The 19748-nt window shown below is 56.7% G+C and carries 21 protein-coding genes and 1 tRNA gene; 12 read left to right on the top strand and 10 right to left on the bottom strand.

Going from position 1 to position 19748, the window contains the following annotated elements:
• The first annotated feature begins 22 nt into the window (after positions 1–22).
• The 7 genes from ACZRN6_RS25335 to ACZRN6_RS25305 all read left to right on the top strand — a co-directional run bounded on the left by ACZRN6_RS25335 (position 23) and on the right by ACZRN6_RS25305 (position 3237).
• Positions 23–337, top strand: a complete 315-nt coding sequence (locus ACZRN6_RS25335; protein WP_464009151.1) for a DUF4406 domain-containing protein — start codon at positions 23–25, stop codon at positions 335–337.
• Positions 334–1014 carry a hypothetical protein gene (locus ACZRN6_RS25330; protein ID WP_464009150.1) on the top strand — a complete coding sequence of 227 codons (681 nt, stop codon included), beginning with the start codon at positions 334–336 and terminating at the stop codon, positions 1012–1014. Before ACZRN6_RS25335 ends, ACZRN6_RS25330 begins: the two co-directional genes overlap by 4 nt.
• A 95-nt stretch (positions 1015–1109) precedes the next feature.
• Entirely contained in the window at positions 1110–1796 is a 687-nt protein-coding gene (locus ACZRN6_RS25325) for an ASCH domain-containing protein (RefSeq protein WP_464009149.1), read from the top strand.
• 49 nt (positions 1797–1845) lie between these two features.
• On the top strand, positions 1846–2175 hold the full coding sequence (locus tag ACZRN6_RS25320) for a hypothetical protein (RefSeq protein ID WP_464009148.1): 330 nt from the start codon (positions 1846–1848) through the stop codon (positions 2173–2175).
• Between the two features lie 49 nt (positions 2176–2224).
• Positions 2225–2764, top strand: coding sequence for a hypothetical protein (locus ACZRN6_RS25315; RefSeq protein WP_464009147.1), 540 nt, complete (start codon positions 2225–2227; stop codon positions 2762–2764).
• A 36-nt stretch (positions 2765–2800) separates the two neighbouring features.
• Positions 2801–3022 (top strand): hypothetical protein, encoded by a 222-nt coding sequence (locus ACZRN6_RS25310; RefSeq protein WP_464009146.1) that lies wholly within the window; start codon positions 2801–2803, stop codon positions 3020–3022.
• A 2-nt stretch (positions 3023–3024) separates the two neighbouring features.
• Positions 3025–3237: a helix-turn-helix transcriptional regulator gene (locus ACZRN6_RS25305; RefSeq protein WP_464009145.1), complete on the top strand. Its 213-nt coding sequence runs from the start codon at positions 3025–3027 to the stop codon at positions 3235–3237.
• Here the strand turns inward: ACZRN6_RS25305 and ACZRN6_RS25300 are convergent.
• From ACZRN6_RS25300 to ACZRN6_RS25280, 5 genes are all read right to left on the bottom strand, one after another.
• Complete coding sequence (locus ACZRN6_RS25300; RefSeq protein WP_464009144.1) at positions 3234–4466, bottom strand: tyrosine-type recombinase/integrase; 1233 nt, start codon at positions 4464–4466, stop codon at positions 3234–3236. The two genes, ACZRN6_RS25305 and ACZRN6_RS25300, sit on opposite strands and share 4 nt — an antisense overlap.
• A 164-nt stretch (positions 4467–4630) precedes the next feature.
• Positions 4631–4717, bottom strand: a tRNA-Leu gene (locus ACZRN6_RS25295).
• 837 nt (positions 4718–5554) lie between these two features.
• Positions 5555–6601, bottom strand: coding sequence for a hypothetical protein (locus ACZRN6_RS25290; RefSeq protein WP_464009143.1), 1047 nt, complete (start codon positions 6599–6601; stop codon positions 5555–5557).
• 163 nt (positions 6602–6764) lie between these two features.
• A complete protein-coding gene (locus ACZRN6_RS25285; RefSeq protein WP_322144946.1) occupies positions 6765–7373 on the bottom strand; it encodes a LysE family translocator in 609 nt (202 codons plus the stop codon).
• Positions 7374–7470: 97 nt separating this feature from the next.
• Positions 7471–8397 (bottom strand): alpha/beta fold hydrolase, encoded by a 927-nt coding sequence (locus ACZRN6_RS25280; RefSeq protein ID WP_322144945.1) that lies wholly within the window; start codon positions 8395–8397, stop codon positions 7471–7473.
• Between the two features lie 152 nt (positions 8398–8549).
• On the opposite strand from ACZRN6_RS25280, the gene ACZRN6_RS25275 reads away from it, so the two are divergent.
• Both ACZRN6_RS25275 and ACZRN6_RS25270 read left to right on the top strand, forming a co-directional pair.
• Complete coding sequence (locus tag ACZRN6_RS25275) at positions 8550–9179, top strand: CatB-related O-acetyltransferase (RefSeq protein WP_322144944.1); 630 nt, start codon at positions 8550–8552, stop codon at positions 9177–9179.
• Between the two features lie 2 nt (positions 9180–9181).
• Entirely contained in the window at positions 9182–9409 is a 228-nt protein-coding gene (locus ACZRN6_RS25270; protein WP_322144943.1) for a hypothetical protein, read from the top strand.
• 9 nt (positions 9410–9418) lie between these two features.
• Here ACZRN6_RS25270 and ACZRN6_RS25265 read toward each other — a convergent pair whose 3' ends face one another.
• The 4 genes from ACZRN6_RS25265 to ACZRN6_RS25250 form a co-directional block, all read right to left on the bottom strand.
• The gene (locus tag ACZRN6_RS25265) at positions 9419–9955 is read right to left on the bottom strand and encodes a Csu type fimbrial protein (protein WP_322144942.1); all 537 of its coding nucleotides are present in this window, start codon (positions 9953–9955) and stop codon (positions 9419–9421) included.
• A gap of 398 nt (positions 9956–10353) precedes the next feature.
• Positions 10354–11274: an FkbM family methyltransferase gene (locus tag ACZRN6_RS25260; RefSeq protein ID WP_322144941.1), complete on the bottom strand. Its 921-nt coding sequence runs from the start codon at positions 11272–11274 to the stop codon at positions 10354–10356.
• Positions 11275–11453: 179 nt separating this feature from the next.
• Positions 11454–13115, bottom strand: coding sequence for a hypothetical protein (locus tag ACZRN6_RS25255; RefSeq protein WP_464009142.1), 1662 nt, complete (start codon positions 13113–13115; stop codon positions 11454–11456).
• Positions 13116–13823: 708 nt separating this feature from the next.
• On the bottom strand, positions 13824–14363 hold the full coding sequence (locus ACZRN6_RS25250) for a P-loop NTPase family protein (RefSeq protein ID WP_464009141.1): 540 nt from the start codon (positions 14361–14363) through the stop codon (positions 13824–13826).
• 639 nt (positions 14364–15002) lie between these two features.
• Here ACZRN6_RS25250 and ACZRN6_RS25245 point away from each other — a divergent pair.
• The 3 genes from ACZRN6_RS25245 to ACZRN6_RS25235 are packed head-to-tail and all read left to right on the top strand — an operon-like array spanning position 15003 to position 18679.
• Positions 15003–15770 (top strand): DUF4123 domain-containing protein, encoded by a 768-nt coding sequence (locus ACZRN6_RS25245; RefSeq protein WP_464009140.1) that lies wholly within the window; start codon positions 15003–15005, stop codon positions 15768–15770.
• Positions 15771–15815: 45 nt separating this feature from the next.
• On the top strand, positions 15816–16331 hold the full coding sequence (locus ACZRN6_RS25240; protein ID WP_464009139.1) for a DUF3304 domain-containing protein: 516 nt from the start codon (positions 15816–15818) through the stop codon (positions 16329–16331).
• On the top strand, positions 16319–18679 hold the full coding sequence (locus ACZRN6_RS25235) for a T6SS phospholipase effector Tle1-like catalytic domain-containing protein (RefSeq protein WP_464009138.1): 2361 nt from the start codon (positions 16319–16321) through the stop codon (positions 18677–18679). Before ACZRN6_RS25240 ends, ACZRN6_RS25235 begins: the two co-directional genes overlap by 13 nt.
• 322 nt (positions 18680–19001) lie before the next feature.
• On the opposite strand, the gene ACZRN6_RS25230 is transcribed toward ACZRN6_RS25235, so the two are convergent.
• A complete protein-coding gene (locus ACZRN6_RS25230) occupies positions 19002–19712 on the bottom strand; it encodes a hypothetical protein (protein WP_464009137.1) in 711 nt (236 codons plus the stop codon).
• Between the last annotated feature and the right edge of the window lie 36 nt (positions 19713–19748).

Raw genomic sequence — 19748 nt, 5'->3', positions numbered from 1 at the left:
CATGGCCCGGCAAGGACTCCCCGTGAAACGGATTTACCTCAGTGGCGCCATGAGTGGCCTGCCCGAATTGAATTTCCCGGCTTTCCACACCGTGACATCGCAGTTGAGATCTGCGGGCCACACCGTCACCAACCCCGCTGAACTCAACCCCGACGGCGGCACCTGGACCGACTGCATGCGCCGCGACATTGCCGCTCTGATGGACTGCGACACCGTGGCCACCCTGCCCGGCTGGGAGCATTCAAAGGGTGCGAGCCTTGAAGTCCTGATCGCCGAACGCCTCGGCATGACGGTTGTAAATGCCCATGATCTGGTAGCGAGAGAGATTGCAGAATGAGCGAAGTAGATCGATTCACGAGGCAGGGCGTCGGGGCTTCTGATCGAGCGGGCTTTTGGGTTCACGCCGGCGACTTCAATCAGAAGATGTCCCAGGCGAAGGATCGGGAAGCCTACCTACAGGACCAGATCGAGAAGTGGACGGCGCTTAGCGGCGAGCACTTCAAGCGCGCGGAGATCATGAAGCTGGAGCGTGACGCCCTGCAACAGCGCCTGACCGCAGCGGATGAGCGGGCGGATGTGCTGGAAGCTCAACTTTCGAAGTTATCCGCCATTGGTTCGCTGATCCGGTCACAAGACAATCGATGCACAGATCAGCCCATGTTTGCCGTCATGGAAAAACGTAGCCTGCCAACGCTCGACACGCACGACCATGACCGGATCGATTGGGTAGATACGGAAACCGGCGATTACTGCTTGGCCGATGAAACAAAGGCACGCCGATTGGAAGCCCTCCATCAGGGCCATCGTGAAACCCCCGGTTGGGAGCGTTACGCGATGAAGGACATCGACGTGTTCGTGACAGCCTGTTTCACCGAGCAGGGCTGCAAAGAATTCCTGGCGCGTGATGGCCATAACCACCGAAGCCCATTCATCTACGCCTTCGGCAGCTATCGCAACGGTGAATACCAAGCGGTTCGCGACTACCTGAAAGGGCTTCAAGAGCCGGTCAAGTAAACCGAAAACTCATAGGAGTACATCCGTACTCCACCAGCAAAACCTGTAACCCCTCCCCTTTCAAAGTCAGCCGCTATAGCGGCAAGGACGAAGTCATGCCTGAAATAAAGGAACGCCCCATCCTGTTCTCGGCGCCAATGGTGCGCGCCATCCTGGAAGGCCGGAAGACGGTCACGCGGCGGGTGTGCAAACCTGAACCCAGCGCAAATGCACACACCACCTGCGCCTCTGGCAATCCAATGGGAGCTTGGTGGGAGACCGGAAAAGACATCATCCGCTGCCCCTACGGCAAGCCCGGCGACCGGCTGTGGGTACGCGAGACCTGGGGCGTCATCAGTCACGACTTCGATGAGCATGGAAACATGATTGATTGGGAGCCTGATCGACCGGCCTCGCCAATTCGCGAAATGCCCTTCGGTCAGGGCTACTACTCAGGTCACGTAATCTACCGTGCCGACGGCGAAGCAGCCTGGGCCGGTGACGATGACGGCGGCGGGGATGATCGCTCCGCCTGGAAGCCAAGCATCCACATGCCCCGTGTCGCCTGCCGCATCTTGCTGGAGATCACCGCCGTGCGCGTCGAGCGGTTGCAGGACATCAGCCGCGCCGATATCCGGGCAGAAGGCCTGCAGTGTCCGCCGGAGCTGGCAAGCGATGACGTTTCACCGAATTACCGAGACTGGTACCCGGCGGCGTGGAGGGAGCTTTGGGAGTCCACTGGTGGCGATTGGAACGCCAACCCATGGGTCTGGGTAGTCGAGTTCAAGCGGGTGACGCCATGATCGCCACCCCCTGGTTCGCCTACGTCTTCATCTACAAGGGGCCCAAGCCATGAGCAGGATGGTCAGCGTGCGAACCGAAGATTTGGCTGGGGTCGCGCTTTGCTGGGCCATCGAATCAATTGAAGACGCTCCAACGCCCGCCCCCGGTCAACTGCAGCTGGCATTCTGTGCACCTCCCGTGGACGACGCTCAGTGCGAGCGCCTGATCGCCAAGTACGCCGTATGGATCGAGCCCGGTCACCGCAACAACTGGGTGGCCGACACGAAGCGCGATCCGTTTCAGCGCGTGCACGGCGAGACCCGGGCTGTAGCTGTATGCAGGGCCGTGCTGACGGAAATAATCGGCAAGACCTGCAGCGTCCCCGCCGAACTCGTTTAACCCCAATCCCCCTACATGCCTGCCGGTGAGCGGCGGGCGAGGTATTCCTATGTCAGCAGTTCAGCGATTTCACGAAGCAGCCAACGACGCCCTGGTCAAACTCAGCGGCTACTGCCCGCCAGGCGCCAAGCTTGCCCTGGTCATTGTCACCCCGGGCGAGCCAGAGCGAGACATCATCCTGGAAGATCAGGGCCTGGATCGAAACGATGTGGTCAGCGCCCTGCGCCGGCGCGGCCTGAGTATCGACGGCGACAACGCCTACAAGCGCGACCTGTGTGACGCGATTGTCGGGGCTCTGGCCATGGGCGCCCAGAACACGAACCCGCCGCCAGCGGATCACTGGGGTCAGCGGTTCTGGGATATCGGTCGCGAGGAACGCGCCAGCAGCGAGCAACTTCTGAAAGCACTGACAGCGCTCACCCAGGTGGCAGGCGAATGCGGGCAGATCGCCAGCAACTACAGCGGCACCATCGACGGAATCTTCGAGCACGGCGGCGACGATCACGAAGACCCGAGCTGCGCGATCTTCCACCGCCTGTACTACGCCATGTTCGACGCGCGGGCCGCAATCAAGAAAGCCACCACCTAACCCACCTTCTGCCGCCCAGCGCGGCAAGGACACCACATGTTCGCATTCAAACTCACCCTGATCCTGCTGGGCGCTTTGCTGTACCTGGTCGGCAGCGGCTGCTGGTTCTTCTGGATCGGCCCATGCCTTCTGGCGGACGGCGAAACGGCCGACATCCTCTACGCCTTCGCCGGCACCTGCGGCTGGATGCTGACCACCTTCAGCCTGGTCATTCACATCATCAAGACAGCGCGGCCCACGGCGGCCGGTGGGAGATAATCATGAGCACCGCACAGAAAAATGAAGAACCGATCGAGTACATCCGGATTGCTGAAGTTCGTCGAATTTCAGGCCTCAGCACGCCGACCATCTACCGAATGGCGGTGGGTGGGAAATTCCCCCGGCAGGCCAAGGTCGGCCTGCAGGCCGTGGCCTGGGTTCGCGCTGAGGTCGAGCAATGGGCCGCCCGGCGCGCTGCTGAACGGGCGCCCTAAGCTTTTTCTGCCAGTAATCCGTCCAGGTAGTCCGCCCAGTCCTGCATCATCCCCCTCCGCTGCTCAACGTACTCCGCATGGTTGTACGTTTTCCGCACCTTCCCGGAGCTGGCGTGCGAAAGCTGCGCCTCGATCCAATCCTCGTTGTAGTCCATCTCGTTCAGGGCCGTCGATATCGTGGCACGGATACCGTGCCCGGTCAGACGCCCCTCATATCCCATGCGTTTCAACGCCATGTTGACCGTGCCGTCGCTGATCGGTTTGCTTGGGTCTATCCGACCCGGGATCAGAAGCTTATAGCGGCCGGTCATATCATGGACTGCACGCACCTCCTCGACCGCCTGCCGCGAAAGCGGCACCAGATACGGCGGCACCTTATCCCCTCCTTTTGCCCTAATCACCTTCTGTAATTGCTTCACGCCCTCGGCCGGAATAGTCCATAGGGCATTGTCCAGATCGAACTGGGTCCAGGCCGCATGGCGAAGTTCGCCCGTGCGCACCCCGGTCAACAGCAATATCCGAATCGCGCTTTTCGTGTAGGCCTCGCCCTTGCAATCGCGCAGGGCCACAAGAAAGTCCTTGAGCTCATGCTGACGCAGCATTGGGTTGTGCTTCTCTGGGGGCTCCTTGGCGGCGACGATATCCAAGTCGGAAGCCGGGTTCGTGTCCATGTACCCCGAGGCGATGGCGAAACGAAATATCTCGTTGAGCCACGAGCGGCATTTGCGGGCCACGTTCAAGGCGCCGCGGGCTTCGATCCGGCGCATAGCAGATAGCGCATCCGAACGCTTCACGTCCGCCACCGGTATTTTGCCCAGGGACGGGATCATATCCTTGTCCAGGTACAGGCGAGACTGAGACACACCGCCCTTTTTGGCTGCGGTCATGCGCGGTGCACGGAAGGCAAACCATTCGTTGGCCACAACCTCGAAGGTCTTCACCGCGCCGGTAACAGCTTCGCGCTTTTCTTCGCGCCGCTGAGATCGGGGGTCAACTCCCTTCGCGATGAGGGCTCTCGCCTGGTCGCGGCGCTCGCGCGCTTCTTTCAGAGTGATTTCGGGATAGGTGCCCAAGGATATGCGAGGCTGCTGTCCGTGCCATGAGAAACGGAAGTGCCACGCTTTCGAGCCTTTGGCGGCTACGAATAATGCCAGCCCGGCGCTATCGCTGAGGCTGTAGTCCTTGTCTTTGGGCTTTGCTTGCCTGACGGCCGTGTCAGTAAGAGGCATTTAGTACATCGCTTTAGTCAGTCGAATTCAGATGTGCTGACCAATGTACTAAAAATATTGAGAAGGGGTGAGAATAGATGAGAAGGGATAAGAACAAGAAAGCCCCGGCGGCCAATGCCTGCGGGGCTTTTTGAGAGGGGTTGATAACCCCTGAGAATCGAAAATGGTGCCCGAAGCCGGAATCGAACCGGCACGCCCTTACGAGCGGGGGATTTTAAGTCCCATGCGTCTACCAGTTTCGCCATTCGGGCGGTAGCGCTGTACAGCGAGCCAAGCAGTTTTAAAAGCCCTTGGCGTTGCAGCAGGCTAGGGAATATATAGACCCGGCACCTTCGATGCAAGGTCGAACGCGGCCTTTTTCACACAACTGCGCCAGCCCACGGCAAACAAAAAAGCCCGCCAGATCAGTGATCTACAGATTCAGCAGGGTGTTTCTGGAAGCTTGCGTGCGCGCGATGTCGCCGCGTAAGGCACGCCTGCCCGGCATCACTAAGAAAAATACGTCATCACCGCAATAACCACTGAAACCCAAACCAGGGTCATCAAAAACGACAGCGCAGCCAACGTTTTGCCCATTTGCCTACTCGCCTAGATGAAAAACACTTCAGTGAATGGTTGCTTGTCTTGTACCAGGCTCGCCGTGGCGCCGCCCGACGACGCTTGAGAATAGCCAAGCCTGCCTCGCTCTGCCTCCCGCCTCGCGGCGAATCCATGAAAACCACTTGGGCGAGATGGTGGATACGATACTTCACACAAAAGTTTAGTTCCCGGCCGTGGCCAAGCCACTGCCTAATCTGCCTGACACCTGAAAATTTCCGTTCCCAGTTTGCAGCTACCTGCGGCGTTGAGGGGCATCTGATACGCTTTTTTATTCAGTATCTGCCCCTGTATCGAAACACCCTCAGCCCTGACAATACTTCCACTCCCGACACGCCCGTGGAGCCCGACAGGAACCGTCCTGGCGGCCCGTTCATTTCGGAGGCCTCATGGCTAAGATGGCATTTTTCCTGTTCGGCTTTCTTGCGCTGACTATTGCGATTGGTCTGCTTGCCACCATCTCGCCGGTGTAGGGCTCACGCGCCAGCGTGTTAACGAAACGTGACCATCTCAAAGTCCGCCGAGGTACCCGCCGCCTGCCTTGCCAATTCACTGATGGCTATCGTGCGTACCTGCGCCCCTTCGTTCCAGGGGTTGGTGTAGCTCAACAGGCCCGTCGCCGGGTTGATCTGGATAATCGCGAAGGCGTGCCCGTCCCCCCTGGACCAATCCCCATTGCGCGCCGGCTTGCCGCCAAACACCACAGCCGCCTGGCTGCCCACGGCGCTGGCATTTTTCAGCAGGAAGTCGGTGATGCCCTGAGGTGTGTTTTCGGCATCGGCCAGCCGCAGGTGGTCACCGTATTGGCCTGCCAGCAATTCCATGACTTTATTGGTGGGCAATGAGCCTTTGGCCGGGTCAAGCTTGAAGTACTGGAACATCGCCCCGACCACGGCAGCGGCAGGTGGATCGCCCTTGCCGTATTGATCCAGGTCGCCAGCCTGCAGGTGGTAGACCGTCACCGGGTCGCCCGGCAGGCTGACATTGAAACTGCCATCGGCATTGGCCGTCACGCCCCTGCGCAATATCTCGGCGCCCGTACGCGTATTGGCGAACGCCCTGACCACCGAGATACCGACACAATCACCTTCGCTGGTCTGGTTCAGATGGGTGCCGAGCGGTTGCCCGATCGGGGTCCCGGCCAGCGAAGGCTTCCACGCCCCCGCATCAATGACACTGCCCTTGGCGTCACGGCGCAACGCATTGATGCTGCCTTCGGCGCTGTAGCTGCCGTCATTCAGGGATGCGACGATGTTCCTCACATCGGTGCTCAGGTTCGCCCGCGCGCCGCCGTCGCGCTTCAGTGCCTCCTGGAAGGCCTGTGCTGCAGCGGTAATGCGTTGGCGCACGGCATCGTCCGGGCGGGTGCCGCGACTTTGGTCAAGCGCCTGGAGCAATTGATGGTACGTACTTTCGATGGCGCGAATGCCGACCTGGGGAGCAGCAAAGGCTGGACCGACAGACGCCATGGCGAGGACAGACGTGATCAGTGTAAACCGCAGGTACTTGTGCAGACGCCCAGAGGTTTGGAGGGTCACGGGGGCTTCTCGGATAAGGAAGTGTGAAAGCGATACGTCGAACCACCATCCCGTTCAATCGCTTCGTGCCGCAACGTCCCGTAGCAGGCCTGGAAACAGCGGCGAGCATGCACAGGCCGGCAAAAAGCGTCAATAGCGGCCTGTGGCTATGCACGAAGCTGGTTCAGCCGGCAAAAAGCATGGGATACAACGACAGCACCAGCAGCCCTGCCATCGACCAGTTGAACACCCGCAACCAGCGCGGCTCACGCAGCACGTTACGCAAACCGCTGCCACAACCGGCCCATACGCAAACGCTGGGCAGGTTCACCAGGGCGAACACCGCGGCAATCAACAGCACATTGGTGACATAACCTTCCGCTGGCGTGTAGGTGGTGATCGCGCCCAATGCCATCACCCAGGCCTTGGGGTTGACCCACTGGAAGGCTGCCGCCCCAAGAAACGTCATGGGTTTGCGCTGGGCATCGGGCTCATCGGAGATCGCGCCGGCGTTGGCGATCTTCCAGGCCAGGTACAACAAATAGGCCGCCCCCACATAACGCAACACGGTGTACGCCCACGGTAACGCCTTGAAGACTTCACCCAATCCCAAGCCGACGGCGATCACCAACAGCATGAAGCCAATGCTGATACCCAGCGCATGAGGAATCGAGCGACGAAACCCGAAGTTCACCCCGGACGCGAGCAACATGGTGTTGTTGGGGCCAGGAGTGATTGAAGAAACAAAGGCAAACAGCGCAAACGCTGACAACAGGCTTGAAGACATGAACATGGGACGGCATCCGAACGAAGAACAGTGCCCACGACAGTAGAGCGTTGTGCCCGCCTGCGCCCCGTACAGCTGCGAGCGGATGCGGGCATACACTTCGTCAGCCCAGCGAGGCCAGGAACGCCCGATAACGCGCCGCCGTTTGCTCGGGCCGCTCGACCATTGGCAGGTGCCCTACGGCATCCCAGCATTCAAGTTGCGCGTGCGCGATGCCGCCGGTCCATGTAGTTGCACTGGCAATTGGCACCATCCGGTCTTCCCGCCCCCACAGCAACAGTGTCGGGACGTGAATGTCCTTGAGCCAGGGTTCCAGCCGCGGGCTGGCGGAGAAATCCGCGAAGATTTCTGCCAGTTCCGAACGCCGGTCGATATAGGCCTGCGCCTCAGCAGCCAGCAGCACCTGGGGTATCCACGGTGGCGAAGCCATGGTCATCGAAAAAAACCGATCGAACTGCGCCCGTGAATGAATCAGGAACGGGTTGTCCCCCTGGTTGACCAGCTCTTCCACTTCATTGGGCTGGGGCAACAGCACGCCGACCGGGCCGATCAGCGCCAGCGACACCACGCGGCCGGGGTAATGCGTGGCCAGCCAGGTCGCGACATAAGCGCCCATCGAACTGCCGACCACGTGCACCGTGTCGATGCCGCAGGCATCCAGCAACTCGATCAAGCGCCCCGCCTGGGCTGCGATGCTGTAGTCGGCGCCCTGCTCGAAGCGGTTCTTACCGTGCCCGGCAAGGTCGGGAATGACGACTCGATAGTCTGCCGTAAAGTGCCGGGCGAAGCCGAACCACACGCCTTTGTCCGCACTGAAGCCGTGAATCAACAACAGCGGCGGCGCGTGGCCGGCCGTGCCGCCTTGATAGGTGGCGAGGGTCATATGCTTGATGGCCACCGGCACCTCCTTCAGGCGAGCGCGCACCGCCTCCACCTTCGCAATGATCGTAAACAGCAGCCCTCCGACACGTGGGTACGTCCACCATACCCAAACAGCAATCACTCCCAGCAAGGCGATTATCACGAGCATCAAGGTTTCTCCGCAGACAAAAACGACGTACTGGATTCTGGATTCGGGGCTAAAGCGGGAACTACAGGTTCCCACGTTATTGAGCCTTGCATCGCCCTGCCTCATTGCTCAGGATAGCGATCTTCATCTCAACACCGGCAAAAGGCTACTGCATGAAGCTGTTGCGTAAATGGCGTGAACATCAAGCGCGCAAGGCATTGCGTGCACTCCCCCAACTTGAGCGTGCTACGCAAAAGTTGCGCAATCGCTACCCCAAGTACACGTTTGGCGTGGGCACATACGGTGACTTGAAGGTTCACGACTGGAACGAAGGCACCACATTGCGCGTAGGCGCTTATACGTCGATCGCCGGCAACGTCGAGGTGTTCCTGGGCGGCCACCACCGTACCGACTGGTTGAGTTGCTACCCCTTCCCCGCCAAGATCGAAGAAGTCGCGCATATTACCGATTTCGGCGGCAGCAAAGGTGACGTGATCATCGGTAATGATTGCTGGATAAGCTCACAGGCGATCATTCTTTCGGGCGTCACCATTGGTGATGGCGCAGTGGTAGCCGCAGGTTCCGTGGTGACCAAGGACGTCGCGCCTTACGCCATTGTGGGCGGCAACCCGGCCAAGCCGATCCGCTGGCGGTTCGACGAGCCTACCCGCTTGATACTTGAGCAGGCGGCCTGGTGGAACTGGCCAGTCGCCGAGGTGCGCCAAGTGGCGCACCTGCTGTGCAGCACGGACATAACGCCCTTTGTCGACTACCTGAAACAGCGTGCCATCGAGGCGCAATAACCATGACGCTCCATGAAGAAAACCCATCGACAGTCAATCTACGTCACCGCCCTGGAGGGTTCTGGCGCTGGCTGCCCATTGGGCTCTTGATGGGATGTATCGTCATAACGTCGTTGATGCTATTGGCAGCCCAGCCGCCCGAATGGATGTTTGTGGCACTCAACGTTGGCTGGGCAATCGTCGCGCTGACACTACTGGTAAAGCTATCGGGTATGTGCCGCGACAATTGAGACAACGGCTCAAAACGTCAGCGTGACAGCAATCGTGTCGGTGTAGGTACCGGCGGGCAACCCTGGCTTACCTGGCGATTTGCCGTAAATATTCACCGCCTGCGCAACCCCGGTACTGGCGGTGAGGTTGATAGTGCCGTTATTGGCCAGAATCTGCGTGTGGGCGGCGTCGGTGTAGATGTCATACGGGGCAAAGTGGCCAGCGCCATCTGCCAGCGCCCGCGTGCCACCGGTGGATTTACCATCATTGACGCCAGACGTGACCGTCAGTATCGGCGAAGTACCCGCCGAACACTGGATAGACAACGGCGCTCCCCCGCCCCCCAGCACCTGTGCGTCAGCCTCCGTGTACAGGGAGTTGGCGGTGCCAAAATTCAACGCGCCAAAATTCAAGCCTGTGGAACCTCCCACACCATTCACCAGGCAACTGTTGGTCAGTATCAGCGAGGCGCTGATTTGGCCAGTGACAGTGGTCGCCGCCTGGGCGCTGCACACCCAAGCCAGTGTGACCAAAGGCACAATGACTTTTGAGATAAGTCCATGCATGACGCGCTCCTTATGACTTGCCAACTGCGTAGAAGGTTAGTCAGTCAGGAGGAAACTGCCAGTCAGGCGAGAAATAGCGGAGGGCTTTCCTTTAAAAAAAGCGGGAGGGACTGAAGTCAGCCGATGCTCGCTTATGCACAAAAAAGGCTTTCAACTTCGCCGGAGTCTTAAGGGCCTGCAAGGCAAATCGATTTGCCTTGGGGGACGCTTCCTAGAGAATCTTTCGGCCTTGCGCCCCGTGACGTTCCCTCGGTACCAGCCCCAACCCCGGCCCCTGCCGAACGAACAAATCTTCCAACAACCCAACACGCCCTCCGTGTCGCTCGGTGATCAGTATCCTTTTCTCCGGTCGAAAAAGAGCCCGCATCTTGGCGGGCTCATCTGATCAAGGGTACTTATCAGCGTCTGAGGCTTCGTACACGCTCGATTAATTTCCAGGCTTTGGAGGAGACGATGCTGTCATAAAGCGAACTCAACTCTGCGAGGTGCACGCGAACATTTTTCAGTTCAGATAGAAGCTGCTCGTTTTTTGCGGTGAGCAATGCTACCGCTTTGTCCTGCGCGGACGTATCTGGCAGTGACAAAACCGGCGCCGAAACAGCGCTAGCCACCTGCTCCAATGGCACGACTGGAGAAGGAAATTCTTTGAAGTGGGCAGATCTGAATGCGAACAGCGGCACCAGGTCGCACCTTATAAAAAAGGCGTTCACATGCGATGAGACGTCGTAGATGTAACCCAACTCGGCAACCTTTGAACGGATCTCATAGAGGTCCAAGTGCCCAACTTCAATACAAAGCACTCCAGGCAGCACCGCGCAACCCTGCATTCCGGCGATTACGGACAGCTCGTGACCTTCTACATCGAGTACCAGCAGGTCAACATGCTCGATTCCGTTCCTGGAAATGAACTCAGGCCACGTCAGCAGGTTGACCTCGACATCAATAAATTTGCAGCCCCCCTCTTCAAGTATTGAGAGATGCTTTTGCGTATGCGCGAGTGATCCATTTGTGCAGTCGACGCCAAAATCAGGATGATCGACAGCATGGAAAGTGGCAGTTCCGACCTTGCTGGAAAGGGCGAAATTCAGATTTGTTGAATCTGGTCGGTTTACCAGCAACTTTTCGTAGACCCAAGGCACAGGCTCAATGTTAAAACCTTTCCAGCCGAGTGTTTCCTCAAAAAATTTGCATGAATTCTCGGTCAATCCGTCGAAAGCACCACACTCTACAAAAATCCCCCTTATTCCTTCATCCCGAAAATACCTTTCGTAAATGAATCGATCAACTTGAGGCTGAAACTGTCCGTAGAATTTGTGCATATCACGACCGCAACCAAGGCTAGAATCGAACCAAGGATACTACTCCTGCGTTGTGCTCACGGTACACCCTCGATCTACAGAAACGCGGTCCGCGGCGAATGGGGCCAGGCCGCTATTTCCGACAGGCAATAAAAAACCCTGCCTGAGCAGGGTTTTCTATTTCAGTTTTAACGGTTGTTTTAACGAAGTGTCATGCGGGGCAGAGTTGGCGAACCATAAAACTTCAGCTCGCCATCTTCCCACCACGTTGCGAAGTTCGCACCGATGTCGCCAGGGACGGGAGCTTGAGTTGTATCGATCGCAAACGGTGCGCCTTGGCTAGAAACTTCGGGAAGCGAAAGGAAGCCGGTAATCACGCAGCCCTTGGGCGCCGCTCCAGGCGCCGCATTGCGGCGCTCAAGAACAACAGAGCCGTAAGCAGTCGAGCCTGTTTGCAGCACAAACACATTTTTTACACGGACGTAATTCACGTCAGTGATCAACACTGCGGCGTCGCCACAATCGCCATAGACGCCGTCAATATCGACGTCATAGCTACCCACGCCGAAAATATCAACGCATTGACCCGTCACGTTGTCTCCAACGTTGTCGACGAACTTATTGTTGCCGTAGGACGTTACCAGCTCATAGCAGTCCTCAGGAGCCCCATCTGTCCAGCACTCTTTCACTAGAAGCCCAGAAGTCTCCCAGAACTCACAGACCTCATTACCTGCCGAGTTAGAGCCATCAATCTTTTGGAAGAAGCACTGCAAAACCGTGATATTGCTGGTCCGGCGCCATTCAAACAGACGCCGATTAGCCACGTTTCCTTCGAACGAGCAGTTCTCAAAAATACAGTTGTCCGCGCCATTGCCGTACGCGGCGGTTTTAGTGACCCCTGGCGTATAGGTAAAGCGCACGTTTTTGAAATGACTATTGCGAATCATATTAGGGAGCTGGCTGCCGATGTTGCCACCAGGCTTCAGGTAATTGAGGTCACCGATCCCAACATTGCACCCACTAATAATCGTATCGCGAACATTCGTGTAATCGATGGTCCAGCCATTGCCAACGTGCCAATGGAAGTGGCTCGACATGAACGAGCAACGATAGATTTCGACTTCGAAAGCGCCTGAACCATAGGCAAAAAACACGCCGTTTGTAGGTGTATTTTTTGCAGTGCCCCGGACGATACAATCAGTAAGCTTGACCTTTTTGGAGAGCTGACCAGCACCAACGAAACAGTAGTTGGAAAGACCTGAAATCTCGGAAGAAACCATTTCCAAGGTACCGGAACTGATGTTGGCCATCACCTCGTCAGCAGTGCCGCTGCCGCCTGCAATTTTGCAGCGTTCATACACAATAGGAGTGCCGAACGCGACAAAATTTATCGCTGCAGAGCCGTTCGTGACACCGGAGGCCTGCACGTTGAAAAAGCGAACGTAATAAGTCGCCGCCGGGTCGTTGAAGACGAAGGCCGGTTTCCCGCTCGCAAACGTAATGGATTTATTCTTGATTACATAAGGGTCGGCCTGGGTGCCGGTCCCGCTTGCCGCCAGAGCCGAGGCGGATGCCTGAGAAGTGATTGAAATAACAGGCGATGGCGTACGAGGATCAGTAGTCACCCCCACCTTTGTCGGATCTGCAGGGCCCAAGGTTACCCAAGGCTGGCAGCCCGCATTTCTACGAATTGATTCGGCTTTAAACATTGCCTGCATGCGCACAAGTTCAGCGAGAGGAGCTGATCCGATGGGTGTACTGATCTGCGTATCAGCGGGTAGCGGATCAACCGAAGATAGTTCCAGGCTAAGAGCTTCGGAGGATTCGGTTTGGGTAGTAGGGATTTCGGTTATGTCGTTCATTTTACTTTCCTTGGTTATGAAAGGTCCGATCACATCGGGCCAGCGGTCTTCCGTGTTTACATATGCAGCGAGACAAACCATACCTCACAACAACTGTATATGCATACAGTTTTTTTTAAAAAGGGTCGCTCTTTCCCATCGGGCAGGGAATGGAGGACCATCGAAAGGTTAATCGCGCCGGGGTTGCCGCGGCGAGCGCCTTGGTGTAGGTACGGGTCAGACCAGCATTTCCGTGTATTGAGTCGCCACGAAAACGAGCCGAGGCCTACCACCTAATACAGCTTCGCCTGACACATGAATCGTAGGGGCTGCGGAAAGAATTTCGAAAGTTGCGGACTCGATCCTCAAATCGCAGGTAATAAAAAACCCCGTAGACGTTAATCTACGGGGTTTCTCGGAGTGGAGGCCGAGGTCGGAATCGAACCGGCGTAGGCGGATTTGCAATCCACGAAAAAAACGCTATAAATCAATAACTTAAAACAAATACTTTTCCGCACTTGTAATGTGTCAAAACGGCTGAAGACCTTTGTTTGCGTAACGTTCATTTTTCATTGCGGAACTGATTTTTGATCCAGCCTTGGTTGGCCAGCATCGTCGCAGTCGTTGCACAAAACTGCCCCCCCCCCCCGCGAAAGACGACAGGCAGCTTTCGGCCAGAAGCAGCCGCTCGCAATCGGTAGTTTCCATACCGCAGCCGTCAGCCGTCGATCAATCTCGTGGAATCTGACCGCTCAAATAGCCAATGCTCGAAAGAAACACGCTGGTATCTCGATTAGAGCGCAGGCGAACGACGCGGCATGTTGATGGCGCTGTCGCCACCAGCTGCTGCATATTCACTCGCGCTGTTTTTTTCGTCCGCCACATAAATCTCAAAAACTCTGGCAGATTCGCCAGCAGTTCGGGGCAGTTGTCCGGCAAATCGGGCCGAGAGCTGCCGCGCTGGAGCAGCGTTCTTAGCAGCACGCGCCAAAATCGAAGCGTCGCCGAACGATCAATCCATATCAAAAGATCTGCGCGCGCTACCCGATTCTCCCAAGTAACGGAATGGCCGCCTTCGAATATCCAGCGGTCACGAGCCTCGACCTCGGAACAAAGGCGCGTTTTCTCGTCTCGGCTTCGTTCAACCCACCCTGGCTGCCAGTGGATAGTGTCTATATGAACGACAGGTAAGCCCGTGCGCAGACCAAGCTCCCGCGCTAAAGTGCTTTTGCCCGACCCAGGTTGACCAATAATCATCACCCGCTGCATCTAAGCTCCTTCTCGCCATACGCGCTATTTTTTGGGGGGCGGCGATTTTACGTCAACCTCCTACGCCGTCAACAGGCAGCAAGCCAAGACTTGATTGTCGCGACGGTCCGCTTTGGGTCGAAAGCAATCTATTATTGTCGCAGCCGCCATCCCCACCGCATCCGATGATGGATTGGACGTAGCCTTCCCCAAACTCCCCGCAGGCTCTACAAACCGCTGGGACGAAGCCAGAGAGAAAGCAGCTATCAAGGTGTGTATTCCAGTGATAGTGACCATCCATTCCAGTGGTTGTGAGCCACCCATTCCAGTGATAGTGAGCCACCGCGCTGGTGATTCTGAGCCACCAGAACTCTGCCTACTTGTAGCGGCTCGCGCTTGAAAATATGCAGCCCGCACTCATCAGACTTTCTGGCACGTTAAGTGCGTCAACGCTGCTTTGTGGCGATTGCATCTGAAGTAGCCTCCATTGTGATCACTCCCTGAAATCTTTTGCATTCTTAGCCTGCCGCCTTTGGGAAATGTCCTATTTACTCTCGAAGTTTATGTGTGCAGCCTTTGGCGCATTATTTTGAGCGTCCGCCCGTGGACGCGGAGCTTTGACTGGACTGATCTGCAAGAATTAACCGGGGAAGTATGGATATGACAACGCCCATTCAATGGCAAGAACAGATCGCGCAAGTCTGCACCCACATTGGTATACAACAGGTTGATCTACTGCTCGACCAAGCAGGATGGGGCAACCGTGCCGTGCCTGCCTTGGAGATATTGACGCCAAAAGTCCCCTGGTTCTCGCTGTTCACCGGCACGCCAGAGCAAAACCTGCTGGATCAGGCCCCTCTATTGATGCGCCTGGACTTGACGCAGTGGCGACATATGGCCTGGCTGGAACAGTTGGTGGAGCACGCCACCGATGGCCGCCTAATGGTGGTGATCTCGTCATTGCCCTTTGAAGTTTTGAGTAAAGCCCTGCAAGGGTTTTCGCAATTGGCCTGGGGTGGACAAACAGGTTTGTTACGGTATTACGACTCACGCATCTTTCCCCTCCTCATGTCCTCGATCCTCACCGATCAGCAGCGCGCAGAGTTTATGCAAGTCGCCAGTTATTGGGGCTGGCTTGATCGGGATAACCAGCCGCAGTGGCTACAGGGCACGGGCCTGACGCATCAGAGCAACATTCAGGTCAGCCCTTTCGTCGAGTTGAACGATCAGCAATTTGACCAGATCGGCTGTATCAGCGATGCGCAGCAACTACTGAGTGATAAAAGCTTTGATTTCTTGGGCAAGAGCCGAGAGCAGCGCTTCGCATTGTTCTACTCACTCGCTGTGCAAGCCAGCCAGGAAAACCACTTCGGTGATTTGGCCAAGTATGTGAAACAGAACTTAAGTGGAACCGTTGAGCCTGTATAGCCACCCTCTATGCGGTCATGACAATCAGCAAGGAAGTTGCTAACGATGCAATCGATAATGAGAAAATCCATACAGCAAGGTTTGTTTATCTTGTTGGGATTAGCGTTGTTCGGATGCTCTTCAGCCAACAACGAAATGGCTGGGGGAAACCTGCAAGCCGTCAATCATACCGTGCACGGTATTAACTGGATGTCGGTCAATGGCTACCGGGCGGACGGTGGTGGTGGTGCGTCATGCTGCATCATCATGCCGACTAAATGGCGTCCTGGCCTGAAGGCCAATATTGAATGGGAGATCGATCCCGAGCCATCTGCAAAAATGCCCTCTGTAACATCAAATGAGTTCAGGGAGGTTTATGCAAGACATGCAGCCAACTACCAGCGCCACAGCACCACCGTGGAGATTCCAGAGTGGCCTGGAACGGAGTCTTGTGACCTAAAAGTTCATTTCTTGACTTGTAATCGGGTCAAGGTTACCACGGCATGTGCAATGCCTGGTCAACCCAATTATCCGATCAATGAACCTGTGCAAATGAAGGAGCCAGCGGTATGTCCGAAGTGAACAGCAACTCAAAAGATAAAGCTTGGGGGCCGCCAGTTTTTCCTGCTGCGGGGCGTTTTCCGACTAAAGCTTCGGATGTGACAGATAACTACAATAAACAAAGCGCTGAACAAAACTCCTTTCAGCAGGAACGTGACGACCAAGGGCGTCGCACGCAGCGTTTTACCTGTTGCCATAGCCTGCATATCAGCCTGTTTTTCGATGGCACCAACAATAACGAGAAGAGCGACACCCAAGACGGTCATCCCACTAATATCGCCAAGCTGTTTCATGCCTCACTACGAGGTACCGAGGCGAATGGGCAGGGTTATTTTTCGTATTACATGCCCGGTGTCGGCACGCCATTCCCCGAAATTGGCGAAATGGATTACAGCGATGGCGGGCTGCAATTTGCTACTGGGGGTGAAGGCCGGATCAACTGGGCGTTGGTTTCGTTGGCCGATGCCTTGCATATGGCCCTGACCCAGCCGAAAACTCCATTGTCTCAGGCACGTCGGGCCGAAGCAGTCGAGGCCATGAGCACCTTAAAGGCCCCGATGATGAGTGCCTTGGGCGAAGGCAATCGACGGCGAATCATGAAAGAGCTGCTGGCCCCCTTACAGGATCGTAAGGACAAGGCCCAGCCTAAAGTGCTGTCGGTCAAACTGTACGTGTACGGCTTCTCTCGTGGAGCGGCAGAGGCTCGCACGTTCGTTACCTGGTTGAGTCAGTTGTTCGACACCCCTGAAGGGGCCGAACTGCCAAAACAAGAACTGCTGGGCTTGCCTGTCAGCGTCGAATTTCTCGGTGTGCTGGACACGGTGGCCTCGGTGGGTATCGCCCATGTGGCCCCGTTCTTTGCAGGGCATATGGACTGGGCCGATGACACCCAGTTGCTACCCGACGCCCGGCGCTTTCCGAACTTGGTCAAGTGTTGCCGGCACTTTGTCGCGGGATTTGAGCAGCGCTCATGCTTTCCGCTGGATTCGATCCGTAACGAGAACGGCCAGTATCCGACCAATACCTATGAGGTGGTGTACCCCGGTGTGCACTCCGATGTGGGCGGCGGCTACCCGCAAAATGACCAGGGCAAGGCCCGTGAAGGTACCCATGAGCTGGTGTCGCAGATTGTCTTGCACGACCTGTATGCCGCTGCTTTTGCGGCGGGTGCACCGCTGCAAGTGCCTGAAGAGGTACTGCCGGACACATTTAATAATAGCTCGGAGAGGTTGTGGCGAAAAATGGGGCCTGGGACTTCCTCGGAGTTTGTGGTCAGTCAGCAACTGATTGAGCGCTTCAACGCCTGGCGCCTTAAAACCCTACCGGGTGTTGCGGCTGACAAATCTGTCGAGAACTCGGCCTATGAGCCGCTACGACTGAACACTACCGTAGAAGACACCTTGGCCGATCAACTCGGCTGGATCACCGGTTGGCGCATTGGTCGTTACGTCAATGACCCTCAAGGTGATAACGACAGCTACAAGCGTCAGCCGTTCTTCACCGGGGCCAACGAAGTCACCGCCTACGACGAGGGTGTACAGCGAAAGGATTATGAGTCCAAACAACAGGAGGCGGTAAAGGATCGGTTGAAGAACCGCGAGGCGGCCATGAACTATCCCGGCCCACGGATCTATGAACCACAAATCGACAAAACCCAACTTAAACAGGCCGCCGAGGAATTCAAGTCCGACTACACCGGCCAGAAGCGCGAGCAGACCAGTTGGCAAGGCACGGTGACCGATGTGGTGTTACGTGACGCGGTCTTCCTGCTTAACGAGAATGACGAGTCCAAGGACCATGACGCCCTCAAGACGGCAGGCGATCAGCGCAGTAAGCAACTGTTTCGTGATGCTCAAGGTACGTCCAGTGCAGACCCTGACATGGCCCTGCTGGTGGCGTTGTTCGATGACCAGATACACGACTCGCGGGCCTGGTTCATGCACGACAAGTTGAAGTCGAGGGAGTTGTGGGCCGGTTATTTCTTTTACCGCATGACCTATTTCGGTAACGACAACAGCCGCGATCTATCTCCGGTTGTAGTCGCCGGTCGCATATTGGGCGTGGCGATGATTGCCGGGGCTACGGTGTATGGCATCAAGCGCCGTGGCGTATTGGGTGGTGTCGGCGGACTGGCTGCGGGCATTGGGGCGGCGACTATCGGCTACCAGGTGATCGATAAAGCCAGTGGCATGGCGCTGCCGTTCCTGCCGGGCGCGGAACAACTCCTGCAACCGACCAGCCATGCTGGCCAAGTCGCGGCGGAGCAGAAGCGTCAGATTGACCAGGATGACTTTGCCCAGCGAATGGAACGAACCACCGCCATGCTTCGTCAGGCCGGCAGCTTGTTCGAGCCGGGGGTGACCGCTTAGGCCGCGAAAATTAAATCACTCTTGTCGATTGCTTTATAACCTCAGTTCCTACTTCAACTGACGGTTTTGGTGATCGACCCGCACCTTCTCGCTTCCCGCCCCATTCCGCCCGCAACTGTTCTCGGCTAGCCAGCCAGCCTTCCGCCCGTATCAGCATTGGCCAGAGCAGTTGAGGGTGTTCCAACAGATGCTGATTGAGCAGACGGCAGACGCTGTAGGCCTTGGGTGGCAAGCCTTCAGGGCTGTGTAGCTGATCAAGTAAAATGCGGATTGCATTGTCATCAGTGACTTCCTGCTGTCGTTCTGCGAGCAGTTGCCAGACCTACGGGCGTCGGTTCGATAACCACTGCGCAATGTTCTGCGCGGGGAGCAATATCGGCGTCGTGAACAAGCTTTCATGGTGCTCAATCGTCTCTGTCGTCAGAAGGCGATTGACCTCAAGATCAAACCGCTTTTTCTGCCGCATGCCAGCTTTATAGCGAGCTGCCGCCCCCTTTGCCCCCTCCCTCCCATCGTCCTGAAAAGGCGAGTTGGGCGCATGGTGGGCACACAGTTTTCGACCGGGTAACGGGTGCCGCCAGCATAACGTGCAGTACTCCATTGGATCGATTTTATGAGCGGACTTGAGTCGTAGCCCCTGCACGGGAATGTCCAAGCGCTGGCATATCGCGAGGAACTCGGTGACCTCAATAACCGTAGGGAACTCGAACTCTCTTGGCTGACGCCTTGTATGCGCGTGGATGAGCTTGACCGCGTACATCACTTCAACCAGAGGATCCTCGTTAGAAGTGACGCAAAAACCCAACGTAACACAGATGAAAAAAATGCCATCCCAGGTTGCCGCACGGTGCACCTTTAACTCCTGCCAATGTTCAGGCGGAATCAGCGGTTGAAGGTACTGATGGATCAGGCGTAGTGCCAGCGCCGGCGTAACGGCCATGTCGGCTGTGTGCAGCTTGATCGCCCAAAGCGCAACCGAAACGTCTTCTCGGGAAAATGCATTGATGTCTTCATCGCTGAGGTAGAGCGGCAAATCAAGTGTCCAATCTGGGCAGTAGTTAAGTTTCCT

This window comes from Pseudomonas sp. A125 (assembly GCF_055409485.1).
Note: the sequence above shows the minus strand (reverse complement) of the source record. Positions and strands in the feature narration are given on the sequence as shown.